22 protein-coding genes are annotated in these 23922 nt (G+C 44.9%); 12 read left to right on the top strand and 10 right to left on the bottom strand.

Annotation, left to right across the window (positions count from 1 at the left end):
- Nucleotides 1-29: 29 nt before the first annotated feature.
- Both NDI35_RS05940 and NDI35_RS05935 read right to left on the bottom strand, forming a co-directional pair.
- Entirely contained in the window at nucleotides 30-1952 is a 1923-nt protein-coding gene (locus NDI35_RS05940; protein WP_445311913.1) for a response regulator, read from the bottom strand.
- A 202-nt stretch (nucleotides 1953-2154) separates the two neighbouring features.
- Nucleotides 2155-3441: a CBS domain-containing protein gene (locus NDI35_RS05935; RefSeq protein ID WP_445311912.1), complete on the bottom strand. Its 1287-nt coding sequence runs from the start codon at nucleotides 3439-3441 to the stop codon at nucleotides 2155-2157.
- Nucleotides 3442-4072: 631 nt separating this feature from the next.
- On the opposite strand from NDI35_RS05935, the gene NDI35_RS05930 reads away from it, so the two are divergent.
- The 3 genes from NDI35_RS05930 to NDI35_RS05920 all read left to right on the top strand — a co-directional run bounded on the left by NDI35_RS05930 (nucleotide 4073) and on the right by NDI35_RS05920 (nucleotide 7877).
- Nucleotides 4073-6619 carry a hybrid sensor histidine kinase/response regulator gene (locus NDI35_RS05930; protein WP_445311911.1) on the top strand — a complete coding sequence of 849 codons (2547 nt, stop codon included), beginning with the start codon at nucleotides 4073-4075 and terminating at the stop codon, nucleotides 6617-6619.
- A gap of 141 nt (nucleotides 6620-6760) precedes the next feature.
- Nucleotides 6761-7126, top strand: a complete 366-nt coding sequence (locus NDI35_RS05925; protein ID WP_445311910.1) for a four helix bundle protein — start codon at nucleotides 6761-6763, stop codon at nucleotides 7124-7126.
- Nucleotides 7127-7199: 73 nt separating this feature from the next.
- Entirely contained in the window at nucleotides 7200-7877 is a 678-nt protein-coding gene (locus tag NDI35_RS05920; RefSeq protein ID WP_445312100.1) for an N-acetylmannosamine-6-phosphate 2-epimerase, read from the top strand.
- Between the two features lie 459 nt (nucleotides 7878-8336).
- On the opposite strand, the gene NDI35_RS05915 is transcribed toward NDI35_RS05920, so the two are convergent.
- Nucleotides 8337-8696, bottom strand: coding sequence for a phage holin family protein (locus tag NDI35_RS05915; protein WP_445311909.1), 360 nt, complete (start codon nucleotides 8694-8696; stop codon nucleotides 8337-8339).
- Between the two features lie 224 nt (nucleotides 8697-8920).
- On the opposite strand from NDI35_RS05915, the gene mrdA reads away from it, so the two are divergent.
- Entirely contained in the window at nucleotides 8921-10735 is a 1815-nt protein-coding gene (mrdA, locus tag NDI35_RS05910) for a penicillin-binding protein 2 (protein WP_445311908.1), read from the top strand.
- Between the two features lie 104 nt (nucleotides 10736-10839).
- On the opposite strand, the gene NDI35_RS05905 is transcribed toward mrdA, so the two are convergent.
- Together NDI35_RS05905 and NDI35_RS05900 are read right to left on the bottom strand one after the other, a co-directional pair.
- The gene (locus tag NDI35_RS05905) at nucleotides 10840-11601 is read right to left on the bottom strand and encodes a Uma2 family endonuclease (RefSeq protein ID WP_445311907.1); all 762 of its coding nucleotides are present in this window, start codon (nucleotides 11599-11601) and stop codon (nucleotides 10840-10842) included.
- A 308-nt stretch (nucleotides 11602-11909) separates the two neighbouring features.
- Nucleotides 11910-12941: a hypothetical protein gene (locus NDI35_RS05900; protein ID WP_445311906.1), complete on the bottom strand. Its 1032-nt coding sequence runs from the start codon at nucleotides 12939-12941 to the stop codon at nucleotides 11910-11912.
- A gap of 102 nt (nucleotides 12942-13043) precedes the next feature.
- Between NDI35_RS05900 and NDI35_RS05895 the strand changes: the two genes are divergently transcribed.
- Nucleotides 13044-13979: a metallophosphoesterase family protein gene (locus NDI35_RS05895; RefSeq protein WP_445311905.1), complete on the top strand. Its 936-nt coding sequence runs from the start codon at nucleotides 13044-13046 to the stop codon at nucleotides 13977-13979.
- A gap of 27 nt (nucleotides 13980-14006) precedes the next feature.
- A complete protein-coding gene (locus NDI35_RS05890) occupies nucleotides 14007-14489 on the top strand; it encodes a PD-(D/E)XK nuclease superfamily protein (RefSeq protein ID WP_445311904.1) in 483 nt (160 codons plus the stop codon).
- 88 nt (nucleotides 14490-14577) lie between these two features.
- Here the strand turns inward: NDI35_RS05890 and NDI35_RS05885 are convergent, their stop codons facing one another.
- Nucleotides 14578-15453, bottom strand: coding sequence for a DNA adenine methylase (locus NDI35_RS05885; RefSeq protein ID WP_445311903.1), 876 nt, complete (start codon nucleotides 15451-15453; stop codon nucleotides 14578-14580).
- A 274-nt stretch (nucleotides 15454-15727) separates the two neighbouring features.
- Here NDI35_RS05885 and NDI35_RS05880 point away from each other — a divergent pair, with 274 nt between their 5' ends.
- The 4 genes from NDI35_RS05880 (at nucleotide 15728) to NDI35_RS05865 (ending at nucleotide 17520) form a co-directional block, all read left to right on the top strand.
- On the top strand, nucleotides 15728-15931 hold the full coding sequence (locus tag NDI35_RS05880) for a DUF751 family protein (RefSeq protein WP_190657763.1): 204 nt from the start codon (nucleotides 15728-15730) through the stop codon (nucleotides 15929-15931).
- A gap of 112 nt (nucleotides 15932-16043) precedes the next feature.
- Nucleotides 16044-16190, top strand: a complete 147-nt coding sequence (locus NDI35_RS05875) for a hypothetical protein (protein ID WP_445311902.1) — start codon at nucleotides 16044-16046, stop codon at nucleotides 16188-16190.
- Between the two features lie 83 nt (nucleotides 16191-16273).
- Nucleotides 16274-16666 (top strand): PadR family transcriptional regulator, encoded by a 393-nt coding sequence (locus NDI35_RS05870; RefSeq protein WP_445311901.1) that lies wholly within the window; start codon nucleotides 16274-16276, stop codon nucleotides 16664-16666.
- A 320-nt stretch (nucleotides 16667-16986) separates the two neighbouring features.
- Nucleotides 16987-17520, top strand: a complete 534-nt coding sequence (locus NDI35_RS05865; RefSeq protein WP_445311900.1) for a cofactor assembly of complex C subunit B — start codon at nucleotides 16987-16989, stop codon at nucleotides 17518-17520.
- A 339-nt stretch (nucleotides 17521-17859) separates the two neighbouring features.
- On the opposite strand, the gene NDI35_RS05860 is transcribed toward NDI35_RS05865, so the two are convergent.
- Nucleotides 17860-18183, bottom strand: coding sequence for a DUF3155 domain-containing protein (locus tag NDI35_RS05860; protein WP_006635576.1), 324 nt, complete (start codon nucleotides 18181-18183; stop codon nucleotides 17860-17862).
- Nucleotides 18184-18289: 106 nt separating this feature from the next.
- A complete protein-coding gene (locus NDI35_RS05855) occupies nucleotides 18290-18457 on the bottom strand; it encodes a hypothetical protein (RefSeq protein WP_445311899.1) in 168 nt (55 codons plus the stop codon).
- Nucleotides 18458-18572: 115 nt separating this feature from the next.
- Here NDI35_RS05855 and NDI35_RS05850 point away from each other — a divergent pair, with 115 nt between their 5' ends.
- Entirely contained in the window at nucleotides 18573-19970 is a 1398-nt protein-coding gene (locus NDI35_RS05850) for a GAF domain-containing sensor histidine kinase (protein ID WP_445311898.1), read from the top strand.
- A gap of 28 nt (nucleotides 19971-19998) precedes the next feature.
- Nucleotides 19999-20694, top strand: coding sequence for a DUF8692 domain-containing protein (locus tag NDI35_RS05845; protein ID WP_445311897.1), 696 nt, complete (start codon nucleotides 19999-20001; stop codon nucleotides 20692-20694).
- 551 nt (nucleotides 20695-21245) lie between these two features.
- On the opposite strand, the gene NDI35_RS05840 is transcribed toward NDI35_RS05845, so the two are convergent.
- Both NDI35_RS05840 and NDI35_RS05835 read right to left on the bottom strand, forming a co-directional pair.
- Nucleotides 21246-22778: an ATP-binding protein gene (locus NDI35_RS05840; RefSeq protein ID WP_445311896.1), complete on the bottom strand. Its 1533-nt coding sequence runs from the start codon at nucleotides 22776-22778 to the stop codon at nucleotides 21246-21248.
- A gap of 170 nt (nucleotides 22779-22948) precedes the next feature.
- Nucleotides 22949-23922 (bottom strand): sensor histidine kinase (locus NDI35_RS05835; RefSeq protein WP_445311895.1); only part of this gene is annotated, 974 nt, incomplete at its 5' end.

Here is a 23922-nt window from a genome sequence, read left to right as displayed (position 1 = left end):
TTCTTTATTTTTTTAAATCTAAAATGGGATTAGCGCTGTGCCTGAGCCAGTCTGTTTCTGAGCTGAGTCCGCTCCAAACGATTCAGAAGGCGAGCAATTAATTCCGGTTTCACGATCGGCTTGTTCACGTAGTCGTCAGCACCTGCGACAAACATTTGGCGCACTATTTCCGATTCGGAATGAGCTGTCAAAAATAGCACGGGGAGCTTGCTCCAGCGCAAATCGTTGCGAACTGCCAAACACAGCTCGATACCGCTGTAACCGGGCATCTCCACATCTAAAATTAGCAAATCCGGACAAGTTGTTTCGAGTACCTCCCAGAACTTTTCAGGATCGTCCAATGTTGTTACTTGAAATCCCCAAGGTTGTAGAATCACTTGCAGTGCAGCCAATAGATGCACGTCATCGTCTACCACCATAACTTTAGCTTCTGCAGGGCCAGTCTGGTCGATTAGTTGGGCGACTGCTTTGAGTATATCTGCTGGGGGCATAGATTTGTGTAAAAAGCCCGAAGCTCCCAAACGAGCAACTTCTATTCGATCGCTCAATTGATTGTGTCCGCTAAAAACCATCACCGGAATTTCGGGCTTTTCACTGCGGAGTTCGGCTAAGAGAGAAAGTCCGTTTTCCTGAGATCTGGAAAATCTCAAATCCAGCAAAATCGCGTCGGGAGGCTGTTGAGAAATCGCATTTCTTGCCGCTTGCGGAGAGTTGGCGACTTCTATCTGAAAGCCGGAACCGGATGCTACTATTTTCAGTTGATCGCTCCCAAAAGTATCATCATCAACAATCAGCATTCGGCGCTTTTGGGAAACCGCAGGAACCAAATCGCCTTCGGGTTCGGGCGACGGGCGATCGAATATCTGTTTGAGCTTATGCAGAAATCCCTCAATCTGCTGAGCCGTCTCCGGTTTCAAGATGTTTTCAGTCTTGAACAAATGTTCTATCTGGCGCGCAACTTCCGAACCTTTCGGCAGCCCTAACGTTCCCAAAGAACCGACTAATTTGTGAGCTTGAGCCTGGGCTTCCTCGCGCAGTTCGCCCTCCAAGCTTCCGTTTTTCAGTTGAGCGATCGCGCGATCGAATATCGCCATCTTTTCTATAAAATTAGCTTTTAAATTTCCCCGCATTTGGGCAATCGCATTCAAGACTTTGAGACGGCGCTCGTCTTTGTTTAATTCCTGGCTCGACCCGCTGGATTCAGTAGATAAAGTCTCTTGAGTTTTAGCAGTTTCTGCCGTTTCCTGTCCAACTTGTTGGCTCTCAATCTCCTCCGGCAGACTTTTGAGCCGATAGCCCAATCCGTACACGGTTTCCACTAAATCTACTGTCATCCCGGCTGTTTTCAGCTTCTGCCGCAGCCCCTTGATGTGAGCGGTAACGGCTTCTTCTTGAGGAAATTCGCCGGCCGACCAAATGCGATCGAGGATGGCGCTGCGACTGAAAATGCGCCGGGGATTTCTCAGGAAAAGTTCTAGCAAATTGTACTCTTTGGGAGTCAAGTGCAGCACTTTTTCGGCATAAGTTACTTCCGTAGTGTCCGGGTTGACTTGCAGTTTTTCCCATGTCAAATTTGTACTCGACAAAGTTGCCTTACCCCGGCGCAGCAAAGCCCGAATTCGAGCGATTAATTCTTCGAGATTAAAGGGTTTGACCACATAATCGTCTGCACCCGCCTCTAAACCTTGGACTCGATCGTTGCTGCTATCTAGCGCTGTCAGCAGTAAAATCGGCATTTGGCAGCCGGACGATCGCAATTTTCGACACAAACTAATGCCGTCGAGTTTAGGAATCAGCACATCCAAAACAATCAGGTCGTAATCGTATGCCTGCACCAAATGCAACGCTGTTTCACCGTCTGCTGCCGCATTCACATTGTAATTGTGAGAGTTCAGCGCTTGAGTCAGCAAACTGACTGTAACTGTGTCATCTTCTACCAGCAGGATTTTCATAAACGTCACCTGTTCTTCCAACTCTTCTTGGAACTTTGTTATCGGTTTGTGGGGCTAATTAAATAGCCTTTTTACAACTGAATTTAAAAATTCCCCACCTTCAGTATAACAAATAGTCTTATTGACAGAGAATAATTGTAAATTATTATTTTGATTTTATTTGTTTTCCTCTAATAATATTTCATTAGATTCGGGCTGGATTTTATGGCTTTTTGGACTTCAGCGCCTGCTGAATCTTTTGAATCAGATATTGCGAGGAATCTTGATGTTTAACTAAGTCTTCCAACTCTGAAACCGCTACTTCGGCGTGTTCTATATCTTGAACTAAAGAATCAGCGGCAACACTTTTTATGACGCCCAAAGGTTCTTGGATAGCGGTCAATGAATTGAATTTTTTTTCTGCTATTAATTCTTCCAACTCTAGCAGGGCCATTTCTGCGCGATCGATCTTGATCGTCACGGATTTAGCCACATTAGCACCCGCTCTTGCTGCCTCCGTGAGTTCGTGAACTCGAAGTTTAAACCGACTGGCAATTTGCTCCATTTGAGTCCCCAATTCAAAAGTTTTACTTGCCAGTCTGCCAATTTCTAGACTCACTTTGCTCAGACCGCTGGGCTGACTTCCCATTTGATTGGTAACTACAGCCACCTGTACTGCTAAATGCCTGACTTGTTCGATCGCCTCCCGGATGGTTCGGGAAGTGCGGTTAACCGTTTCTAAATCATTAGCTATTGCTTTGCCCACGCCCAAAATTTTATCTGTATTGTTGCAAATAGAATTAGCCCCTTGAAAAGTAGCTTGAAACGCTTGGCGACCTTCCGAAGAAATCAGTTTCGCAATCCTCACAAATCGCTGATTCATTTGAGCAATTTCTTCAGCTTGTTTGACCAGTGCTACTTGCTGGGAACTGGGATGGGTATGCAGCTTTTCTGCTTGACGTTGGTGGATTTTTAAAAGCTCATTACATTCGTGAAACTTAGCCTGCTCTTGTTGAAGTAGCGCCAAATACTTGTGTCTTTCTACTCGGTATTTTTGAATAAGTTTGTTGGCTTGCGCTAACAGTTTCGACTGGGCAATCACCAGAGTATGAACGTCCAAAAGGCGGTGGCTTTGGTCTTCCATTACCACAATAATAGGTTCATAAATCAAGTCTTTGTGTCTGTTGAAAGACGCTTGGACGGCATCGTCAACTTTCCAGTTTTCCGAAAGCAGCAAAGGCGGAATTCTAATAAAATCTAACAAGGCTCGAATCGGGTGTGACCCGTAAAGTTCTACGCGATCGGGAAAACTCATTTGCTCTCGAAATTTGACGCGAGAAATCATGCCCAATATCTGTGATTCATGAGTAATAATGACTCCCGGCAGGTCGGGTTCTTGCTCAAATCTTTCAGCCACTACCTGTCCTAGAGTTGCAGCGCTCACTTGGAAGTCGTGACACGGCAGATGTCCGATCGTGAAATCGGGGGTGAGTTGAGTTAGATTGCTCATTTACCCGGATAGTGTTAAGTACAAGTTAACAAATTATATATTAATATTATACTGGAATAAGATTGTTGAAAGTAGTCAACGACCCAGCACGGAAGTGACTGGGCTTGGGGCCTAAAACTTGATTTTCAGTTGACCAGCCTGAGACCTTTGATGTCTAGGTTTTTTGAGTAATGACACCAAGCGGATGCGTAGCTAGTTCCCTGTTCTGTCGTTAAGGGTTAAACATTTTTATTTGGGTTAAGGACGTGCCATTAGGCGAATCAGCTCCGAAAACAAAGGCGCGTGCTAACTTCACCCCAGCAATGGGAGTGGAATTGCTTAGTTTCCATCAACAACCCGGTTCACAAACACAACCAGAAGCGATCGATTATACAGCCGTATCCCTTCCCCCCGTTTCCTCCTACCGCTTTCGCGCTCGTCAAGCGCTGGAGCGCGGGTCACTCGCCCAGAAGAAAGATGAGAACTATAGGGAGAAATTAGCTCTCTGGCTTTGGAGCCTTCTATTAACTACTTTCTGACTACTGTCATCTCAAGTCTGTTGGATCGGCCGCGCCTGCTGTGCCCGAGGTTCCGTCCTCACAACAGGGGCATTCATATTTTGTTCTTTAAAACAACCGGGAAAATATCTAGATTGAAACCAAAAACCTTAAATCGGACTTTGCCACTAGCAACCTTTGAGGCTGCTTACCAGTTGTTACAGCAAATGGCTGAAATCCCAGGGGCGATTTGGCTCACCGACGATGCGATCGCTGATTCTCAAAATCGGGAAAATTCGTCGGAAAGGTTTGCAGCAGTGGTATCAGAGCATTTTAGCGCGCTGCTGCGGGGCAATCTATTAGATGAGTTCGCAACAAACGGACACAAGCACAGCGAAAAAAATCTCCATTCGCAATTGAATGTGCAGTTGACTTTCGATCCTGGGGCGATCGCCAATTTCCTGTCTCCCCTCGCAGACAAACTCGCAGAAATAACGGGCGCACCCTCGTGGGAAATTGACATTCGCGCCCTCAAACAAGCAATTAAAAATATACAGACCAACTCGGCAGTTCTTCAAAGCGAATTCACCCTAAATTTGCTGGATATTCTCGCGGCCCATGCCAGCCCCAATAATCGCCTGCCCCTACACAGCCAAATAGAAATAGAGGGAAAATCCGCGCCCAAAGTTATAGATCCAGAAACGCTACAGACCCAGATTGCTGAAGCCGTCAATCAATTACAAATTGCCAGCCCCTGCATTTCATTTTGTCAGCCAGTAGAAGATGCTTTGCAGCAGCAGCTTGAACAAGAGCGACTTTTGAATCAGGTGACAACTCAAATCCGCCAGAGTTTGGAATTGCCTGTAATTTTGTCAAAAGCAGTCGAGCGAGTGCGAGAGTTTTTGGAGGTCGATCGCCTGTTAATTTATCAATTTGAAAAAGTGCCAGCGCCGCACAATGGCGAGTTAGCTAAAGAAATATCTGCGGCGGTTTCTGGGTCTGGCGAAATCCAAGAAAATTCCGGGTCTTACTTGTATTTAGGTCGCGTTACCTACGAAGCTTTAGCGAACGATGATATCTCGTCTGTATTGAATTTTAGTGAAGACGCGCAGTGTTTTACGAATGGAGTCATTGACCGAGAGAAATATCGCAAAGGTTTGGCTTTGTGCGTTGCGGATGTGGAAACAACTTACTCTTCGCAGCCTTGTTTTTTAGAGTTGATGCGGCGGGCGAAGGTGCGGGCGAAGTTGCTAGTGCCGATCGTAGTTCAAGACAACTTGTGGGGGCTGCTAATTGCCCACCAGTGTACTTTTCGGGAGTGGGAAGAAAGCAAAAAAACATTTTTGCGACAGATAGCAGAACATTTGGCGATCGCGATTTACCAAGCCGAACTTTATGCACAAGTCCAGCAGCAAAAGCGCACCTCTGAACAGCGCGTAATAGAGCGCACGCGAGAACTGCGCGATGCACTGGTTGCGGCCCAGTCTGCCAGCCTCGCCAAGAGCGAATTTTTGGCAGCTATGAGCCACGAATTGCGGACTCCTCTCACTTGCGTCATCGGCATTTCCGACACGCTGCTGCGGTGGTCTTACGGCAAAGTTGGCAGTAAAGAAGTGCCAGTGCAAAAGCAGCGGCAGTACCTGCAAACTATCCGAGACAGCGGCGACCACTTATTAGAATTAATTAACGATATTTTAGATTTATCGCAAGTAGAAGCGGGAAAAGCAATATTAAAAATTAGTGAATTTTCACTTTCTAAATTAGCTTCTCAGAGCCTGCACGCCCTCAAAGAAAAAGCTGCGGCTAAAGGCGTGGAACTGCTGCAAGAACAGCGGATAAAACAAGAGTGCGATCGCTTCATAGCTGACCCGCGCCGCTTGAGACAAATCCTCTTCAATCTATTAGGAAATGCGATTAAGTTTACTCCCAAAGGCGGGCGAGTCATCCTGCGAGTTTGGGTGACAGAAGATAAAAATCGAACGCCGGCAGTGCGGCACCCCGGTACTGCACCTGCTGGCAGCACCGCTGTTTTTCAAATTAAAGATACCGGGATTGGAATTCCCGAAAATCAGCGATCGTTGTTGTTTCAAAAATTCCAGCAGTTGGATTCCCCCTACCGCCGCGAATACGGCGGCACCGGTCTGGGATTGGCCTTAACTAAACAGTTAGTAGAGCTTCACGGTGGCGCGATCGAAGTCAACTCTAAAGTTGATGTCGGCTCTACTTTTACCGTTTTTATACCCATCCAAACTCTAACCAAAGATGAATCCACAAAATTCACCTATGAAAAATCTAATTCATCTTTACCGCTGCATTATTCTTCGCGGGGCAGTCTCGTACTCGTGGAAGAAGATGAAGAAACTGCCATGCTGATTTGCGATATCCTGACAGCAGCAGGACTGCAAGTGGTGTGGATGATTGAAGGTTCGGCGGCGGTGGAACAAATTGAACTTTTGCAGCCGAATGCTGTGATTGTCGATATGCGTTTACCCGGTATGAATGGCTGCGAAATAATTCACCAACTGCGCCAAAAACCCGCTACTGAAAATATCAAGATTCTAGCTTTAAGCGCTAATGAAATTCCGCTAGATAAGATATCTGTCGTGACGGCGGGAGCTAACGATTGTTTGGCTAAACCGATTCACCCGGAGCAATTGCTAGACAAAATTATTTCTTTAATGGCTGGGATTGGTAATGGGTAATTGGGAATTGGGGATTGGGCATGGGGCATGGGGCATGGGGCATGGGGCATCGGGCATGGGGCATGGGGCATGGGGCATGGGGCATGGGGCATGGGGCATTGGGCATGGGGCATTTAATATAATTCAGTTTTTGAGGCAATTATGGGAAGACCTGATTTTGAGGAATTAGAGGTTTATAAGTTGGCGGAAAGTTTGGCGAATCAGATTTGGGAAATTGTAAAAAAATGGGATTACTTCACAAAAGATACGATGGGTAAACAGATCGTTCGGTCTGCTGATAGTGTCTGTGCTAATATTGCTGAAGGAAGAGGTCGTTATAATGACCAAGATAATCGGCGTTTTGTAAAAATTGCGAGAGGCTCTTTGTACGAAACAGTAAACTGGTTAAGATTAGCCTATGCTAGACAGCTTATCACAAGCGAAGAAGTAAGCAAATTTAAACCAATTGTCGATAAATTACTACCAAAACTTAACGCTTATTTGAGTTCAATAGGGTACAGGGAATAAATTACAAAAAAAGCCCCATGCCCGATGCCCGATGCCCGATGCCCAATTCCCCATTCCCCATCCGCAATTCCCCATGATTAATTGTCAAATTCCTACAGGATTAATTGTTTCTTGTCAAGCACCTGGTGATTCGCCGCTGCACGATCCGATCGTAATTGCGGCAATGGCGCAAACCGCTATCAATCGAGGTGCATCGGGGGTGCGGATTGACACTCCGGCTCACATTGCAGCGGTGCGAAAACAGATATCCGCTCCCATAATTGGGATCTGGAAGCAGCAATTGCCGGGATGCGAGATTTACATTACTCCTCGGTTTGAAGACGCGCGGGCGATCGCCGCTTCTGGAGCCGATATTATCGCCGTTGATGCTACTCTGAGAAACCGTCCTGCTGGCGGCGAAGACTTAAAGACGTTAATCGCGCGAATTCGCAGTGAATTGGGCAAATTAGTGATGGCGGATGTAGATACAATAGAAGCTGCGATCGCGGCAGCCGAAGCTGGTGCAGATACTGTAGCAACTACTCTTTTTGGCTATACTGCCCAGACGGAAAATTTTTCGCCGCCGGGATTTGATTTGCTTGCGGAAATGGTAGAAAAGCTTAAGGTTCCTGTTATCTGCGAAGGCGGGATATCGGGGCCGGAAATGGCTAAAAAAGCCTTGGATTTAGGAGCGGTGGCTGTTGTGGTGGGGACAGATATTACTGGGATTGATGTTAAGGTGACAGCCTATAAGTCGCTGATGGGGAAGTAAGTTCGGCAACGGATTGTTTAACGGATGTAACGGATTGAAGGAAGTTCGGCAACGGATTGTTTAACGGATGTAACGGATGTAAGGGATGTAACGGATTGAAGGAAGTTCGGCAACGGATTGTTTAACGGATGTAACGGATGTAACGGATGTAAGGGATGTAACGGATTGAAGGAAGTTCGGCAACGGATTGTTTAACGGATGTAACGGATGTTCGGCAACGGATTGTTTAACGGATGTAACGGATGTAACGGATGTAACGGATTGAAGGAAGTTCGGCAACGGATTGTTTAACGGATGTAACGGATGTTCGGCAACGGATTGTTTAACGGATGTAACGGATTGAAGGAAGAAGGGGGAAGAAATATTTGGCGATAGAAATCGCTTGTAGGCAAAGGAAACGCGCCTGCTAAGGGTGGGAAATATCGGGCGATTTCAATCGCCCTTTATCAGGGGAAGTTGCTAAATCAGTGCGCCGTTGATAAAGCTGCTAACTACAGCCAAGGCGATCGCCCCCAGTACCGCGCTCCAAATGCCCATCCGCAAACTAAATCCTTCAACTAACTTCGCAGCCGAGGCAAAAACAATCACGTTCATTACAAAAGCAAACAGGCCGGAAAGCAATCCCAGCGTCAGTAGGTTCGGCACGAAAAAAACTGCTTTCAGAATTGGCAAGATTAAAACATTCAACATTCCCAAAACCGCAGCGGAAATTACTGCTTTCGGTGTGCTGTCAATTTGTACGCCGATCGGCAGTTGAGAAATCAGTAGCAAGCTGCTACCCGTCACCAGCCAAGCAATCAAAAAATCGATCGGTTCCACAGCGCCCCTACCTCCTTAACAGTTGAATTGTCAGAAAAACCTGATATTTAACATACATCTCATATAGCTTAATTAAACAATCCGGCTGATTCGTCTGCCAATCGACAGAATTTATGTCTGTTACTAAAGAGTGAGAAGTTATAATCCCTGTAATCATCTGCCCAATCATCCGGATGGGGCCCGTATCAACCTGTTAGTTGAATAAAAAGAGCAGATTAATTAATATGGCTGGCGATTTTTCTTTTAACTCTAAAGTCCGATTCGACAAAAATGGCTTGGACAATGCTTCACGGCAACGCAGCCGATCGCTCCAAGTTATGATTTTTATGCTGCTCGTCACTACCTTGGTGACGCTACCAATATTTCGTCTAGCCGAATTGCAACTGGTACAGGGAGCCTACAACCGACAACGGGCGGAAAATAACCGCATTCGCCCTGTTTCAGTCCCAGCGACTCGCGGTCAAATTTTAGACCGCAACGGCAAAATTTTTGTGGCCAGCCGCGTATCTCGATCGGTCTATGTGTGGCCAAAAGAGCGCTCGGCCCAGGAGTGGCAAGAGATCGCCACTACACTGAGCCCGATCGTCAAACTTCCGGCGGCCGAAATTATCAAAAAAATCGATGCCGTTGGCTACAGATCGGCCCTGCCAGTGCGAATTAGTAAGGATATCGATGTCGGTACTTTCGTCGCATTGGGAGAACAAGCTAATACTTTGCGGGGAGTTGAAATTCGCGTAGAATCGAGCCGAGACAATCCCCACCAGCAATTAGCAGCTCACCTTTTGGGGTACGTCGGCGAAGCTAGTTTAGAGCAATTAAAAGCTAATCCTGCATATCCGATGGGGATGCTCGTGGGTCAAATGGGAGTTGAAAAATTAGCCAATTCAACTTTAGAGGGCGTTTGGGGAAACCGTTTAATCGAGGTGAATGCTAAGGGCGAGGAAATCCAAGATTTAGGTGTAAAAGACCCTATTCCCGGCAAACCGGTGCAGCTAACTTTAGATTTAGATATGCAGAAAACTGCGGAAAAAGCTTTGGGCGATCGCCTGGGTGCAGTTGTGGCGATCGACGTAAAAACTGGAGCTCTTTTAACAATGGCTAGTTGGCCGACATTTGACCCCAATATTTTCACCCGCAAGGTGACTCAACAAGAATGGGATCGGCTGCAAGGGCCAGAAAAACCGTTTTTAAATCGAGCCGTTCAAGGTTATCCAGTCGGTAGCACTTTTAAAATTGTTACTGCTATAGCGGGGATGGAGTCGGGCAAGTTTTCTCCTGACTCGACTTTGGGTACTTCTTCTTCGATTACGATCGGCGGAATTTCTTTTAACGAACACAGCGGCGGTTACGGCGTTATCGGTTTCCGCGACGCTTTAGCCTACAGCAGCAATACGTTTTTCTATCAAGTAGGTATGGCTGCTGGCCCCGAACAAATGGCAAAAGCGGCTAAAGCGATGGGCATTGGCGGTACTATTAATTTAGACCTTTTGGGGTTAGAATCCGCCAATCACGGTCAAGTTCCGATACCAGCAGAGAAACCGAAAATGTATGGTGAAGATTGGTACGTTGGCGATACAGTAACGATGGCGATCGGTCAAGGTTTGGTACTTTGTACTCCCCTAGAATTGGCTGTGATGGTGTCAACTGTTGCTAATGGCGGTTATCGAGTTCAGCCGCATTTATTGGCTTCTCAAACCAACACTCCTATTACCAAAAAAGTTCCCACAGGTATTAAGCCTGCAACTTTGAATGTAGTTCGCCAGGGATTGATTGACGTGGTGAAAAAAGGTACTGGCAAACGCATGAATGATGGTACTATTCCTTTAAGTGCTGGTAAGACTGGGACGGTGGAAATGCCCGGTCATCCTGACAATTCTATGTATGTGGGTTTTGCTCCTGCTGACAAACCGGAAGTTGCGATCGCAGTTATAGTTGAAGGCGGCGGATTTGGTTCTGTATCGGCGGCACCAATTGCTCAAGAGGTATTCCGAACCTATTTTCAAAAGCAGGGTTTTAAACCTACTAATAAGCCTCTATAGTCATGAGTTAATAGTTGACTGTTGACTGTTGACTGTTGGCTGTTCTCATTTTGTCCCATACTTCGATCGCACTTTTCCAACATATCTTGGAAAAGTGCGATCGATCAAAAGTTTTCCCCTACCAATCGTCTCACTTCCACGGTCGATAAATTCATCATTTGCGCTACCTGTTCCAGACTCATTCCAGTATTTAAGAGTTGAGTTACGAGCGATCGCAATGTTGACTCCGCAGCCAGTCGTGCTTGTTGCTCAGCTAGCCGTCCCAGGTTCTCTTCCTTATGAGTCTTCAAAAACTCACCCGTTTCAGGAACTCTAAACCTCAATTCTCCTGAAATTAGATGCAATTCCAGTCCCAGCACTTCACTGAACAGCCACAGCGTATCGAAAGCGATATTGTTGGCTGCAATCGGCTCGTACTGATTATTGATCAAACGTACTCCCTGTAAAATTGGGTTCAGATAATCTCCCGACGGATCGTACTGAAAATATTCCCTAACTCCCAAAGCACGATAAATTTCCGGTTTGGTTTCTTGGTCTTTCGTCTGAGTTGTTTCCGAAGTAATTTCTAACACAAAATCGGGAGTAATTCCGCCTTCTTCCCAAACTTTATAATTATCCCTTTTGCGGTTGGCAACTCCAAACACCACATAAACATCCGGGGCCACAACTGCCTGATTGTTCCCTTCTTCATAATAAATGAAAGAATTAGCTGACACGTAAACATCAGAACGTTCTTGAAAGTAAAGCTTGACAGCTTCTACACTGTAAGTCATGTAATCGCGCGTGATGTCGCTTTCAGCCATCGGCTCTCCGTCGCTGCTGGGATATTCAATTTCTAGCTGTTCGGCTTGAGCTAAAATTGTCATTTTTCAATTTTCCTCAAATTTATTAATTTAATGCCGGGTAAATAAGCGTTCTAAGGTTTCTAGTGAGAACTTCATTATTAGTAGTTTTATGAGGACTGAAGTCCTCACTACAAAACTATTTAATTGTGGTCGTGACCGCTGACATGATATGATTTAATGCTAGCATCCTGTCGGAACTTTTAAAAGTTCAAGATTCCTCAAAAAAATCAACAGCCGTAAGGTACGCAGGGAGCACGCTACATAATTATGTTATGCGTCCTGGACTTTAAGGCTGGTAAGATGGTGTACAGATACAGACTATTTAAATTCTAATTAATCCCTCTATCTAAAATAATCATTTCCGAACCAACAACCGGACTTCTAGCTATTAACTTGCCTTCCATATTCGCAATTTCTAACTTGCTGAAATCGAGTGAGTTAGCTTCCTTCCACATCTTCGTTGCTAGTTGATTTTGCTCAACTTCGCTGAGTTTGTACCAATCTTCTGCGACTTTTACTGTCAAAATGCTGCTGGAAAAATTAGCTTGAACAGACTCAACTAAACCGCCACCCAGTCGATTCTTAATGTCAGTAACTTGATTTTGAATCGCAGCAATCAGAGACTGTTCGGGCGTCAGCGGTGGCGGTGGGATAATTTCTACTGGTTGCGGTTTTTCCGGAGCCACTAAATCGGGCAACTTGCTTTTGAAGTTAGCAGAGATTGGCTCAGACGGTACGATCGCCTCTGGTGATTTCGCCGTTCCCGACGCCATAAAATCGTCAAAGGTTGGCGGTGACTGCTGCGCTGCTGGCAAAGGCACTTTTGCTACTTTCTGCGGCGGTTTTGCTGAGAAACTGTTGAAAGTTAAACCGACTACAACGATTAGAATTGCTGCTATGGCGGCGTTTAAAATTGGATCGGACAGCTTCTGATTCGTAGATGGTGGCAGTAGCGATCGCACTAGCCGTACAATACTTTGCCAAAGTATACCGACGTTCTGTAAAAAGCTCCCTTCCCTGCGTTGGGATACAGGCTTTTTATCAACTTTTACAGCAACTTTTGGTGGCACGCTGTTAACTTCCGCAGCAACAGCGGGAGGACTTACTGTTGCTGAGTCAGAAGCGGTGGGCGCGATCGGCTTTTCTTGCTGCAAGGGGGGTTCGGCTGGTAATTTTTTGCCTTTTTTTCCCAAATTCCCAATCGATGCCATCAAAGCTTTGATTGTCTGACTTTTGGGAACCGCGCTGCTGGCATTTTGAGTTTTGCTGCCAGTGGGGGCAGACTTTGCAGCCGAATCAACCTCCGGTGTCGGAGATTGAGAGGCTTGTGGAGTTGACTGGTTTAGTTGTTCTTCTGACATTTTCTCTGCCTTGGGGCGTTGCAAATATATCTAAACGAGATAAATTTTAATTGAGCCATCTCAACCTTAATTTATCATTTTATTAGTTGTAACCGAATCAAAATGAGCATCAAACGTCGTCACTTTCTAATTTTAGGCAGTCTCAGCAGCTTTGGTTTTGCCGGAGTCTGGAAAATGTTTCAGCTTCGGAGTGCCTGGGGTAAAGACGCCAACGCTGCTGTCCCTTCTAACGTTGAGGCAGAAAGGGCGATCGTCCCATTGCCGGCCTCACCGCCTATTTTACGCTTTATTTCGGTAGCCGACACCGGTACCGGTGCTGAAGGTCAGTATGCTGTCGCTGAGGCGATGGCTCAATATCACCGGGAAAACCCTTTTAATGTTGCGGTTCTCGCCGGCGACAATATCTACAATAACGGCGAAATTGAAAAAATTAATGCTGTTTTCGAGCGGCCTTACCAGCCCTTATTACAGCAAGGTGTAAAATTTTATGCTTGTCTGGGAAATCACGACATCCGGACTGCTAACGGCGATCCGCAAGTTAAATATGCTGGTTTTAATATGCAAGGTCGCTACTATACTTTTCGCCGCGATCCCGTACAGTTTTTTGCTTTAGATACCAATCACAATGCGGATTGGAAAAATCAGCTTGTGTGGCTGGAAAAAGAATTGAGTCAGAGCACCGCACCTTGGAAAGTTGTGTTCGGCCACCACCCGATTTATTCTTCTGGCGTCTACGGATCGAATCAATCTTTTATTAAGACTTTCCCGCCTTTGTTTCAAAAGTACGGCGTGCAGCTTTATATTAACGGACACGAGCACAGTTACGAACGCACTCGCTCGATTAAGGGTACGACTTATTTAATTTGCGGTGCCGGCGGTGGCACTCGTCCGGTGAGTCGTTCTGAGTGGACGGAGTATTCTGCTAGCCGCCTGAGTTTTGCGACGTTTGATGTCTATGAAGACCGGATGTTTGTCAGTTCTATCGGTACTGACAAACGGGTTTTTGACAGGGGAGTGATCGAAGTGCGATCGGCTTAATTTAGATTATATTCAGGAGGCAACAAAATGAATAGGGGTTGTAGAGCCAATAAAACTGGTTTTGTTTTAGAAACAACTGTAGAAGGTACGTTGAGAGGCCACGGATATCTCGAAATCTGCCCCCAGTTGCCGAAAAAGCGCAAGCTAGAGTGGCTCTTAATCTCTACTGAAAATCCCAAGCGATATGCTAAACAGGTTTATATCGGGTCTAGCATTTATGAAACTGAAATAAATGTGGATTTTTACATTGTTAATTCCGGTGGGTTTCCTCGGGGTCTAATTGTTGAGTGCAAGTGGCAAGAAGACAAAGGTTCAGTAGACGAGAAGTATCCTTACCTCAATTTAAATATTAAAAATTGTTATCAAGTGCCAACTATTGTTATAGTGGGTGGTGACGGTATGAGGCAAGGTTCGATCGACTGGTTTAAAAAACAAATTCCTGAAAATCAAAATCTGTTGGCAGTTCACAAGCTCGAAGGTTTTATTACGTGGGCCAACAAATATTTGTAACAGGAATTACGGAACTTTGCCACCTGTGGGGCCACCACGTATTGCTTCTACAAAATATGCTTAATTGGAGACTTTGCTTAAGTAAGATTTAAAATACACGTATTAATAATTCCTTGATTTTACCGCGCTTGAAACTATTAGAATTAATTCCCCTAGACGCTGAGATTTCAATGAGTTCGGGCCGAGATTGATTTGGAAAAATTTGAGTATCGCTGTAGATTTTTTCGATAAAATCGCAGTTAGAATTAGACAGCATAACTTTCACGCCCCGTTCTGCAAGGTCTGCAAAAATATCTCTCAGTTTAAGCTGTTCCGATTCTTTGAAATTATCCCGGCTGTAAGTAGTAAAGTTACTGGTGGCACTGATTGGATAATAAGGCGGGTCAAAATAAACAAAGTCTTCGCTGCTGGTAGCAAAATCCAAAATTTCATCGAATTTTCTGACTTCAATTTGAGCGGGCGCGAGTAAAGATGAGACCGATCGCAATAAATCGGCTTGACAAATGTTAGGATTTTTGTATCGACCTATGGGAACATTAAATTCACCTTTTGAGTTTTCTCTGTAGAGGCCGTTGTAACAAGTTTTATTTAGGTAAATCAGGCGTGCTGCTTTTTCTGTATCTTTTTTGTAGGAGCGCGATCGCACCGAGTAATAATAATCTTTATTGTCCTTGGTATGTTCTAACTGATGCTCCTCTAAAAGTAGAATCAGTTCCTCAACTTTATCCCTGACACAGCGATAAGCATTAATCAACTCAGGATTAATATCTGTTAAAACAGCTTGCAAACCAGGGTGCTGCTGTGCTAAGTAAAAAAATACAGCTCCGCCACCCAAAAAAGGCTCGTAATAAGTTGTGAACTTTTCAGGAAAATAAGGTTGATATTGTCCAATCAACCTAGTTTTGCCTCCTGCCCATTTCAGAAAGGGACGTGGCAAGACGAAAGAAGGTGCGGAAGCAGACATTTATCTAGAAATAACGGCCCTATAATATTTATCACAACTAGAACTCAATATAAATACTTCTGAAGTTCTTACCGGAGGTCGCGTGGCATTAAACAGACAGTGCCGGAGCCATCGGCGAAAAGTTTTCGTTAGAATTATATATGTCAGCCTCGCCGGCAAAAATGCCCGATCGCCCGATCGGCAGATTTAGCTCCGGCTGTGCCAAAATTGTCTAACTCGCTCACAAGTGTTACCAGTCAAAGCTCGTGCTGTGACACTTTACCCCACCAAGCTCATGCAAGATTTTATTAATAACGTCTCTCGCTACCCGCGCTTTTTCATTACGATATGCCTGGGAATTTTCTTTTTCCTGTTCGAGCGACTCAAACCCCTGCTCGATCGACCGGCAACTGCGATCGCCCTGATTAGTTCGATTGTAGCGACTTTTGTCTTTCTAACTTTTACACTGCGCGCTATGTTAGGCCTGAGTTCGGTTTAAAGCCAAGCTAGAACGCAAACATCAACGGCAAATTGAGTTAAAACACTAACTCCCAAAGTAACTGCGAACTCTTGCAGGCGATCGCACACTTGACAATAGTCGCTGCGATAGATTGGAAGAGGAAAAAATTGCGCTAGTTACACCAGTGCTGCTCAACCAAGGCGCAGGCAAACATTACCGAAGTGCAGGACAAGCCTTTGGGGCTATCAACATTCACTGGGGAAATACTGCACCTCTGTTTCCCCGGTGTCCCACTTAATCATTAGGAAGCGGCACACCCCGCCCCGCTTTCCTCTCCCGTTAACCTGACGGTATCACGAGAGTTTCCAGCGGACAAGACAGATGAAGTTTGAACATATCTATCAATTTTTTCAAGACCCCCCTCCTGTTTATCTAAACAAGGAATTAGCTGTGTGTTACATTCTCTCCGTGTTATTGCGCGGAGATTCCTACGGTACAGAACTGATTGGCCAACTAGAGAGGGAATTCCCCATCTACCGACTTTCTGATACCGTTCTCTACAGCGCTCTGAAATTCCTCGAAGATGAAGGCGTCATCACCGGTTACTGGAAAAAAGTAGAAGGACGAGGCCGCCCCCGCCGGATGTATCAAATCCTCGCTGAGTGGCGGCACCAAGCTCAAGACCTTGCTCGTCTTTGGCATGAGTACATTGGTCAGGGAAACGGCTCGTCCGATCGTCGATCCCGTGCCTTAGAAACTGGTCACACAGGTTAGCCGAGTTTGAATCGGATGCCTACACCCTGGAGATGCTGGCGCTACTTGCAAAGCGATTTGCCCGATTGCCTTCGCTTTGCTCGATCGCCTGCGGCACAGCGATTAAAGCAGCTACACTACGTCAGGACTTACGCATTGTCACTTGAGAATTAGCGACGATGGGGAGATATGGGAATTGGGTGATGGAGAGCAAAACGCCTTGCAGAAGAAGCTTTCTGCGAATTTTGATAACACAGTGTCTGCGTAAGTCCTCGATCGCTTTCGTATGTCAAGTTCTGTAAAGTAATAGTAGATAATTTCAATTACACAAACTTCTACCGATGGATACTGCTGTTCTTCCTTCAACATTTGTGCTAACGCTACTGCTAGCTGTTGGCTTGTTTTTCTTCATCAAGGCTTCAGTCAAAGATCGAATCGAACAAGTCAAGCTGGCTTCCGAGAGCGCGCAAGAGTCACTATTAACCGAGTTACAACAGTATTTTGCCCAGAGAGCTTACCGAGTTGCAGCCGTCGATGCCCCCAACTATAAAGTCACGTTTGAGGGTTTTGTGCGGCCGAGTTGGTTTCTAGCTATTTTTCTAACACTGCTGAGTGCAGGCGGCGCTCTGTGCTTGGGACTGGTTTTGGGAATGCTAGTTCCCCAACAAGGTCAAATTTTCCTAGCTTTGGTAATGCTGTCCCCGCTGGCGGGGGTATTTTACTGGAAAAAAGCTGGACGCTCTGAGCAAGTCTCCCTCAAACTCGAATCAGTTGCTGAGTCGGGAAGCCAAACCAAGAGCTTTGTTACTGTCAGAGCTCACCGCGATGAACTAGCAGCCATGCAAAAAGCTTTAGATTTGAAACCGGTGGATTAAAAGTTTGACGCGGAACGTTTTTTGATATGCTAGATGCCGTAGTTAGACTTCTAGCTGACAAACCGATGACTCTAGAGCGACTTTCTCGTTGGCTGTTTTTTTGATCCACTTGTTCGATCAACAAAACCGTCAAAAAAAACCATTATCGTGAAAGTGCCAATTGTGGCGATCGCCCTTGGGCTGCGATCAAGCCTGTTGCGATGGCTCCTTATACCCTAATTTCTAAGGACTTTTCGCAGAAATTTCAGTTGGCACTCTCCAGACAATGAGAACTCTCGCGCTTTGGTTAAAAGACTTAGAAAAACATTGCTGTCAATGTTTTGAGCTAAACATTTTGAGCTATGCGCGGCTGGCTGACACCACAGGAATTTTTTCTGTGGTAGCTTCCAACATCACCTTTAAGCTGGGAAACAAGAAATGGTTCTCTTCTACGTATTGGGCTCCAAATAAACCTTTTTCAGCCCAGAAGTATCTGTCAGTGGTATGCTCGTTACGCTTGACTAACAGCAAAGCTGGGGGAGCAATGCCTTCTGCATGGATGAACTTGCGAGCCGCTGTTACGGGTTTATCTTCGCCGCTCTCGATGCTATATTGAGGCACACACTCTAAAATTCTGCGTCCTTCTTGTCGGCGGCGACTCTTGCGTTTGCGTCTCCTGGCCAATTTCTTTACCTCCTCTGTGAGCAGACAGTATGAGCAGACAGGTTGTAATGATAGCTACCAAATCCGAGGCCAGTATATCCGTTCTAGCTCAAAAAATCAACTGTTTTTAATATATCGACATAATCTTAACATTCGTGCCGATCGACAAAAGTGTAGCGGTTGTGGTATGGCTGGCCGCAAGTTCCGCCAAAAGCCCAGCTTGGGGATCGCTGGAAGCTGCGCGGACGGCGATGCGGGGCAATTTTGGTTCATGAAAGCCCCATGCCTTGAACATAGCTGCCTTCTATCGAAGAGAAGAAACCTGAAATCTAAAAGTCTCTCATCAGTAATCGGTGGCCGATCATTTGTAATTTACTTAGAATTCCGTTAGATATCTTAATGTGGCGCTCATGTTAATGCCAGCCAGTTCAGAATTTGTCAAACTTTGCCGCTCGCAGGTGGCGATCTCCGTCAGTTTGGGCGCGACATTCAGCGCGGTATACCTGACACAAGAGTTGGTAGAAGGCAGCGAAGCAAAGTTGGTGCCGATATCCGTTTACCCAGAAACCTCAGCCGAATCGGAAGAAAATCAGGGGTTGAGGTTGCAATCTTCCGAAAGCTCGACAGTAAAACCGGTACCGCGACTGCTGGCGCCGCCTGTCCTGCCAGTGGAAGAATCAACGGTAGGGGCGATCGCACCCGAGCGACTTCCGGGTAAGGAGCGCACTTCCCATCAGTGCCAAGGCCCAGAGAATGTGTGGCAGCAGCGGATGCAAATAGTGACGCCTCTGATACACGAGGGAGCTGTAATGGGACTCCTAGTCAGCGGTCGGCAAGACAGGCCTTGGAACGAGCGAGAAGAGGCTCAAATAAAACAAATTGCTCGCAGCTTAGCCCTGGCCTGCATTTTAGACCAGCGATCGCAGTGGATGCAGCAGGAATTGGGTTCGGCCCGGCAAATCCAGGCTCAGGTTTACGACACGATGCACAATTTGCTGCACCAGTTCAAAAGTCCGCTGACAGCGTTGCGAACTTTTGGCAAGCTGTTAGCGCGGCGGCTGGTACCCGAAGACAAAAACCGCAATGTGGCTTTTAGTATTGTCCGAGAGAGCGATCGGCTGCAAGAGTTGCTCAGCCAGTTCGATCGAACTGTTGACACCGGCGAAGCACATCTAAAACTGCGATCGGGCACTTCAGAAAAAGCAATGTCCAATGTGGAATCAATCCGGAATTCTCCTCTGTCGCTGTCACCTGCGGCCAATTTGCAGGAATCCTGTTGTTTTGTGGCAGAAGTCTTAAAACCGCTGTTAATTTCCGCCGAGGCGATCGCATCTGAAAGGAATCTGAAATTGGTCGCCGACGTGGAGGCGAATTTGCCGCCAGTCTCAGCGAACGATCGAGCTTTGCGCGAGGTTTTGAGCAATTTAATTGACAATGCTTTGAAATATACTCCTGCTGGCCGCCAAATTTATATTAAAGTAAGGTACAAAGCAGCGGATGGCGATCGGGCAGGATACAGCCAATTGCCTGCCATAGCAGTTGCCGTTAGCGACACAGGTTCCGGCATTCCTCCCCAAGATTTAGAGCATTTATTTGAGCGACACTACCGGGGAGAAAAAGCGCAGACAGAAATTCCCGGCACAGGATTGGGTTTGGCGATCGCCCGCGATTTAGTCCGCCAAATGCAAGGAGAAATAGAAGTATTTTCCCCACTCAATCCTGAATGGCTGCCCTCTGCGGCAGATCCTTTATTATATCCAACCAATCGCGGCACTACATTTGTGGTTTGGCTACCAGTGAATAATTAACGAACTTTATTGCTTAGAGACATTTTTTATGAAGCATCTGCCTTTATTCGATAAAATTCCCAATTTTTCCAATTCTTTAGAATTTTTCCAAAAAAAGTTTTTGTGTATCCCGTTTTTAGCTGCTTTCAACACTCTGACTGTCCTGATTTTAGTCTGCCTGAGCCTATACGCCAAACTCAACAACCAGGGAGACGCAGTTGAACGCCTGTTTAGCGATCCTTTTAATTTCTGGTTCCCTTACGAAGGCCTTCTAACCGGAGTTTCCGAAATCTTCTGGTGCATCCCAGTAGCAATTTGTGCATTTACTTTCGGAGTGCTGCGCCAGAAAGAGCCGCGGAGTCGATCGGGAATATTCTTATTTTTTAGTGCATTATTACTGGGAGTCTTTTTCCTGGATGACAGGTTTCGGATGACTTTGATTCTTTCTCGGTTGGGCGGCATATCTAGCAAATTTATTTATTTGTGTTATGGTACGGCTGTTTTCCTTTACGGAGTTAAGTTTTGGCGATACATCAAAACCACTCCTTACCTGCCATTAGTCGCAGCATTCCTCTTGTTTGCTCTCTCACGGTTTGAGGATATTTTTGAGTCTCAAAGTCTAGGAGTACACGCGATGTTAGAAGATGGCACTAAATTATTAGCTCTTCTGAATTTATCACTGTATTTTTGGCACATATGTCATCAAGAAATCGGGCGGCATTTACGGCAAAGCGAAAAGCGTTGATCGCCTCGATTACATTACTATACTATACAAAAAGCCGTTTCTAAATTAGGGTATCACTAAGCAACGCCGGCGATCGCATAAAACCACAATAATTTCTTTGATTTTGATATGGAATTGGAATATAGGCAAATTTGGGAAGGGTGAATTAATAATCGATCCAACCGAGTGTCTGAGCCTTTGTTCAGATTTAGAATAGCCAATGGTTTTTTATTTGAACTTAGTAAAATAATGTCTTCATATTGTATTTTTTCGGTCAAGTCTTTTCCTATAGTTTTTTCTAATAATTTTACTTGAATCAGCACTAAAACTTCGGTCAACTTTCCAGCAATCTGTCACATAAAATAGCACTTCCCTTGATTAAAAATAATCCCCAGTGGTTCAAAGGGTTTAGCACTAACTGAACCGTATTGCATCAAGTCCCCACCCCAGAAAAGCGGGGACTTGATGCGGTCAAAAATTCTGTCAGAATTCCGATTAATGAGGAATTAGCAATTACCCTATTCTCATGCAACTGAAAACCGGTATATGATCAATTCAGCCAGATAAGTTTTCTAGGCATTCGCTACGGCGATATTAGTGGCTCTACAGATAGTCGGCAGATCAATAATAAACTGCGTTCCCTGCTCTGGCGTAGAAATACACTCCAATTGACCACAGTGTTTTTCTATGAGAATTTTTCTGCTGATGGACAATCCCATGCCTGTACCTTTTCCTATGGGCTTAGTAGTAAAAAAGGGAGTGAAAAGTTTAGCACGAACTTTCTCTGTCATGCCCACACCATTATCAGAAATTGTTACCAGGATGTGGGAAGCCGAGCTAATGTTGTCATGCGAATTGCCGGGTACAACTTCAGTACGAATCAAAATCTGGGGTTGAAAAACTGCACCATTTTCTCTACTTAGCCGCTCTTCTAAAGCATCTATAGCATTCGCTAAAAGGTTCATAAACACCTGATTGAGCTGACCGGCATAACAGTTCACAAGTGGCAATGCACCATAGTCTTTTATCACATTAATAGCAGGTCGATCAGACTTAGCCTTTAGTCGGTGCTGTAAGATCAGCAAAGTGCTATTAATGCCTTCGTGGATATCTACTGATTTAATTTCAGTTTCATCCAACCGCGAAAAATTGCGTAGAGAGTGAACAATATTGCGAATGCGTTCGATCCCTAACTGCATGGAAGAAAGCAATTTTGGTAAATCATCTATGATAAATGGCAACTCTCCATCTTCTATTTCCTGGACAATTTCTGCTTCTGGTTGCGGGTAATACCTTTGGTAAAGATTCAACATATTAATGAGTTCTTTAATATAGTCGTTGGCGTGGGAGAGATTGCCGTAAATAAAGTTAACCGGATTGTTGATTTCATGAGCAACACCTGCAACTAATTGACCGAGACTAGACATTTTTTCACTTTGAACTAACTGGAGTTGTGTTTCTTGCAGTTCTTTGACAAAATGTTCTAAGGCCAGAGATTTTTGGTGTTCTTTTTCTTGACTGATACGGAGTGCTTTCTCTACTTGTTCGCGTCGCTCTATTTCCGACTGCAAATTCTGACTTAGAGAAAAACTTCTCAAAGCTGTTAGCATCGTAGTGTATAGCTTTGATGTCGTTAATTCAGTTTTAGTTTTATAGTCATTAATATCGTAATTGATAATAATGCTTTTTTCAGGTACTTGTCCGGGTTGACCCGTGCGTAAAATAATTCGCACTAACTGATTGCCTAAGACTTCGCGGACATATTTAACAAAGTTTAAGCCAGCATCATCTGTTTCCATAATTACATCAAGTAAGATGATGGCAACATCAGGATTTTCTTGGATTAGCTGTTTAGCTTCACCAGCGGAGTAAGCATTAATGAAGGTTAAAGATTTATTTTCAAATACAAACTTCCTTAGTGAAATTTCGGTAGCGGTGTGAACTTGAGCCTCATCATCAACAACTAAAATTTTCCAGCTTTCACTCAGTTTTTCTTCTGTGGTTTCATCTGCAAACAATATCTCGTCATCCGAGTCGATCACTTCGGCAAAGTATACTGTTTCTGGAGATGGTTTAGTTAACAAATCGTCAAAATCACTTTTCATTGCTGTACACCTTGATTTTTTACTAATTTTTAGGTTTGAAGTTAGAAAACCTGTTAAGAAAAAGGCAGAAGGGAGAAGAGTTAAACAGCAACCTTTTCAGTCATCCTTATTTTACTTTTAATGAGGTGGACTTACTTAGTGATCTGGGCCAGGAAATCAGAATAGGAACTCTACATTATTTGTGAATCAATTTGCATGGGTAATTTAATAATAAACTTGGTTCCTCTTCCCACCTCACTTAGACATTCAATTTCACCTTTTAGTTTTTGGGTGACTAAATTGTAGACAATATGTAACCCTAACCCACTGCCACCTTGACCACGCTTAGTGGTAAAGAATGGCTCAAAAATTTTACTTAAGTTTTCTGGGGGAATACCTTTACCTTCATCGGCGTATTCAAACCTTAGCCGATTACCTTCTTGCTCCCAAGCAAAGAGTAGTTCCCCAGAAATCCCTGGTTCGTAGGCATGAATCAGAGAATTGATCAGCAAGTTTGTCACAACTTGGGATAAGGCTCCTGGATAAGAATCTATGGCGATCTTGCTATCTCCCTTAATTTTAAGCGAATGTTGGCTATTTTTCAACTTTGGTTTTAATTGTAATAAAATTTCATCAAGATAAGGTCTGATCTGGAAAGTACGCCGTTCTTCGCTAGAGCGATCGACTGCTACTTGCTTAAAGCTTTGAATCAATGCTGCCGCGCGCTCTAGGTTAATTAGAAGTGCCTTACTGCTTTGAGTAGCAATATCGACAAACTCTTCTAAATCCGAGCGCTTCATTTTGCCACTTTTATAAATAGATGCAAATTCGGTGGTATTTTCTGCCAAAGCTGAAGCAACAGTGACACCCACTCCGATGGGAGTATTAATTTCATGGGCAACACCAGCAACTAATCCTCCCAGAGATGCCATTTTTTCCGATTCAACTAGCTGAGTTTGGGTGGCTTTTAAAGCCTCTAGGGTGTTCGATAATTGTTGAGTACGATCGCTCACTAATTGCTCTAAGTTTTGATTAAACTCCTGTAAATTTTTGTAAAGTTGAGCATTCTCAATAGAAATAGCAATTTGTGCAGATAAAACTTTTAACAATTCTAGGCGATCGGTAGTAAAAGCCCCCTCAGTCAAATTATTTTCCAAATAAAGAA

Origin of the sequence: Microcoleus vaginatus FACHB-2002 (assembly GCF_040004035.1) — a bacterium.
GTDB classification, from domain to species: domain Bacteria; phylum Cyanobacteriota; class Cyanobacteriia; order Cyanobacteriales; family Microcoleaceae; genus Microcoleus; species Microcoleus vaginatus_C.
The sequence above is the reverse complement of the archived record's forward strand: the minus strand, read 5'-3'. Positions and strand labels throughout refer to the sequence as shown.

Excerpts from the sequence above, each read along its gene's own strand:
- NDI35_RS05940 (WP_445311913.1), bottom strand. The coding sequence starts at position 1,952 with ATGAAAATCCTGCTGGTAGAAGATGACACAGTTACAGTCAGTTTGCTG.
- NDI35_RS05935 (WP_445311912.1), bottom strand. The coding sequence starts at position 3,441 with ATGAGCAATCTAACTCAACTCACCCCCGATTTCACGATCGGACATCTG.
- NDI35_RS05925 (WP_445311910.1), top strand. The coding sequence starts at position 6,761 with ATGGGAAGACCTGATTTTGAGGAATTAGAGGTTTATAAGTTGGCGGAA.
- NDI35_RS05920 (WP_445312100.1), top strand. The coding sequence starts at position 7,200 with ATGATTAATTGTCAAATTCCTACAGGATTAATTGTTTCTTGTCAAGCA.
- mrdA (WP_445311908.1), top strand. The coding sequence starts at position 8,921 with ATGGCTGGCGATTTTTCTTTTAACTCTAAAGTCCGATTCGACAAAAAT.
- NDI35_RS05905 (WP_445311907.1), bottom strand. The coding sequence starts at position 11,601 with ATGACAATTTTAGCTCAAGCCGAACAGCTAGAAATTGAATATCCCAGC.
- NDI35_RS05900 (WP_445311906.1), bottom strand. The coding sequence starts at position 12,941 with ATGTCAGAAGAACAACTAAACCAGTCAACTCCACAAGCCTCTCAATCT.
- NDI35_RS05895 (WP_445311905.1), top strand. The coding sequence starts at position 13,044 with ATGAGCATCAAACGTCGTCACTTTCTAATTTTAGGCAGTCTCAGCAGC.
- NDI35_RS05890 (WP_445311904.1), top strand. The coding sequence starts at position 14,007 with ATGAATAGGGGTTGTAGAGCCAATAAAACTGGTTTTGTTTTAGAAACA.
- NDI35_RS05885 (WP_445311903.1), bottom strand. The coding sequence starts at position 15,453 with ATGTCTGCTTCCGCACCTTCTTTCGTCTTGCCACGTCCCTTTCTGAAA.
- NDI35_RS05880 (WP_190657763.1), top strand. The coding sequence starts at position 15,728 with ATGCAAGATTTTATTAATAACGTCTCTCGCTACCCGCGCTTTTTCATT.
- NDI35_RS05870 (WP_445311901.1), top strand. The coding sequence starts at position 16,274 with ATGAAGTTTGAACATATCTATCAATTTTTTCAAGACCCCCCTCCTGTT.
- NDI35_RS05865 (WP_445311900.1), top strand. The coding sequence starts at position 16,987 with ATGGATACTGCTGTTCTTCCTTCAACATTTGTGCTAACGCTACTGCTA.
- NDI35_RS05855 (WP_445311899.1), bottom strand. The coding sequence starts at position 18,457 with ATGTTCAAGGCATGGGGCTTTCATGAACCAAAATTGCCCCGCATCGCC.
- NDI35_RS05850 (WP_445311898.1), top strand. The coding sequence starts at position 18,573 with ATGTTAATGCCAGCCAGTTCAGAATTTGTCAAACTTTGCCGCTCGCAG.
- NDI35_RS05845 (WP_445311897.1), top strand. The coding sequence starts at position 19,999 with ATGAAGCATCTGCCTTTATTCGATAAAATTCCCAATTTTTCCAATTCT.
- NDI35_RS05840 (WP_445311896.1), bottom strand. The coding sequence starts at position 22,778 with ATGAAAAGTGATTTTGACGATTTGTTAACTAAACCATCTCCAGAAACA.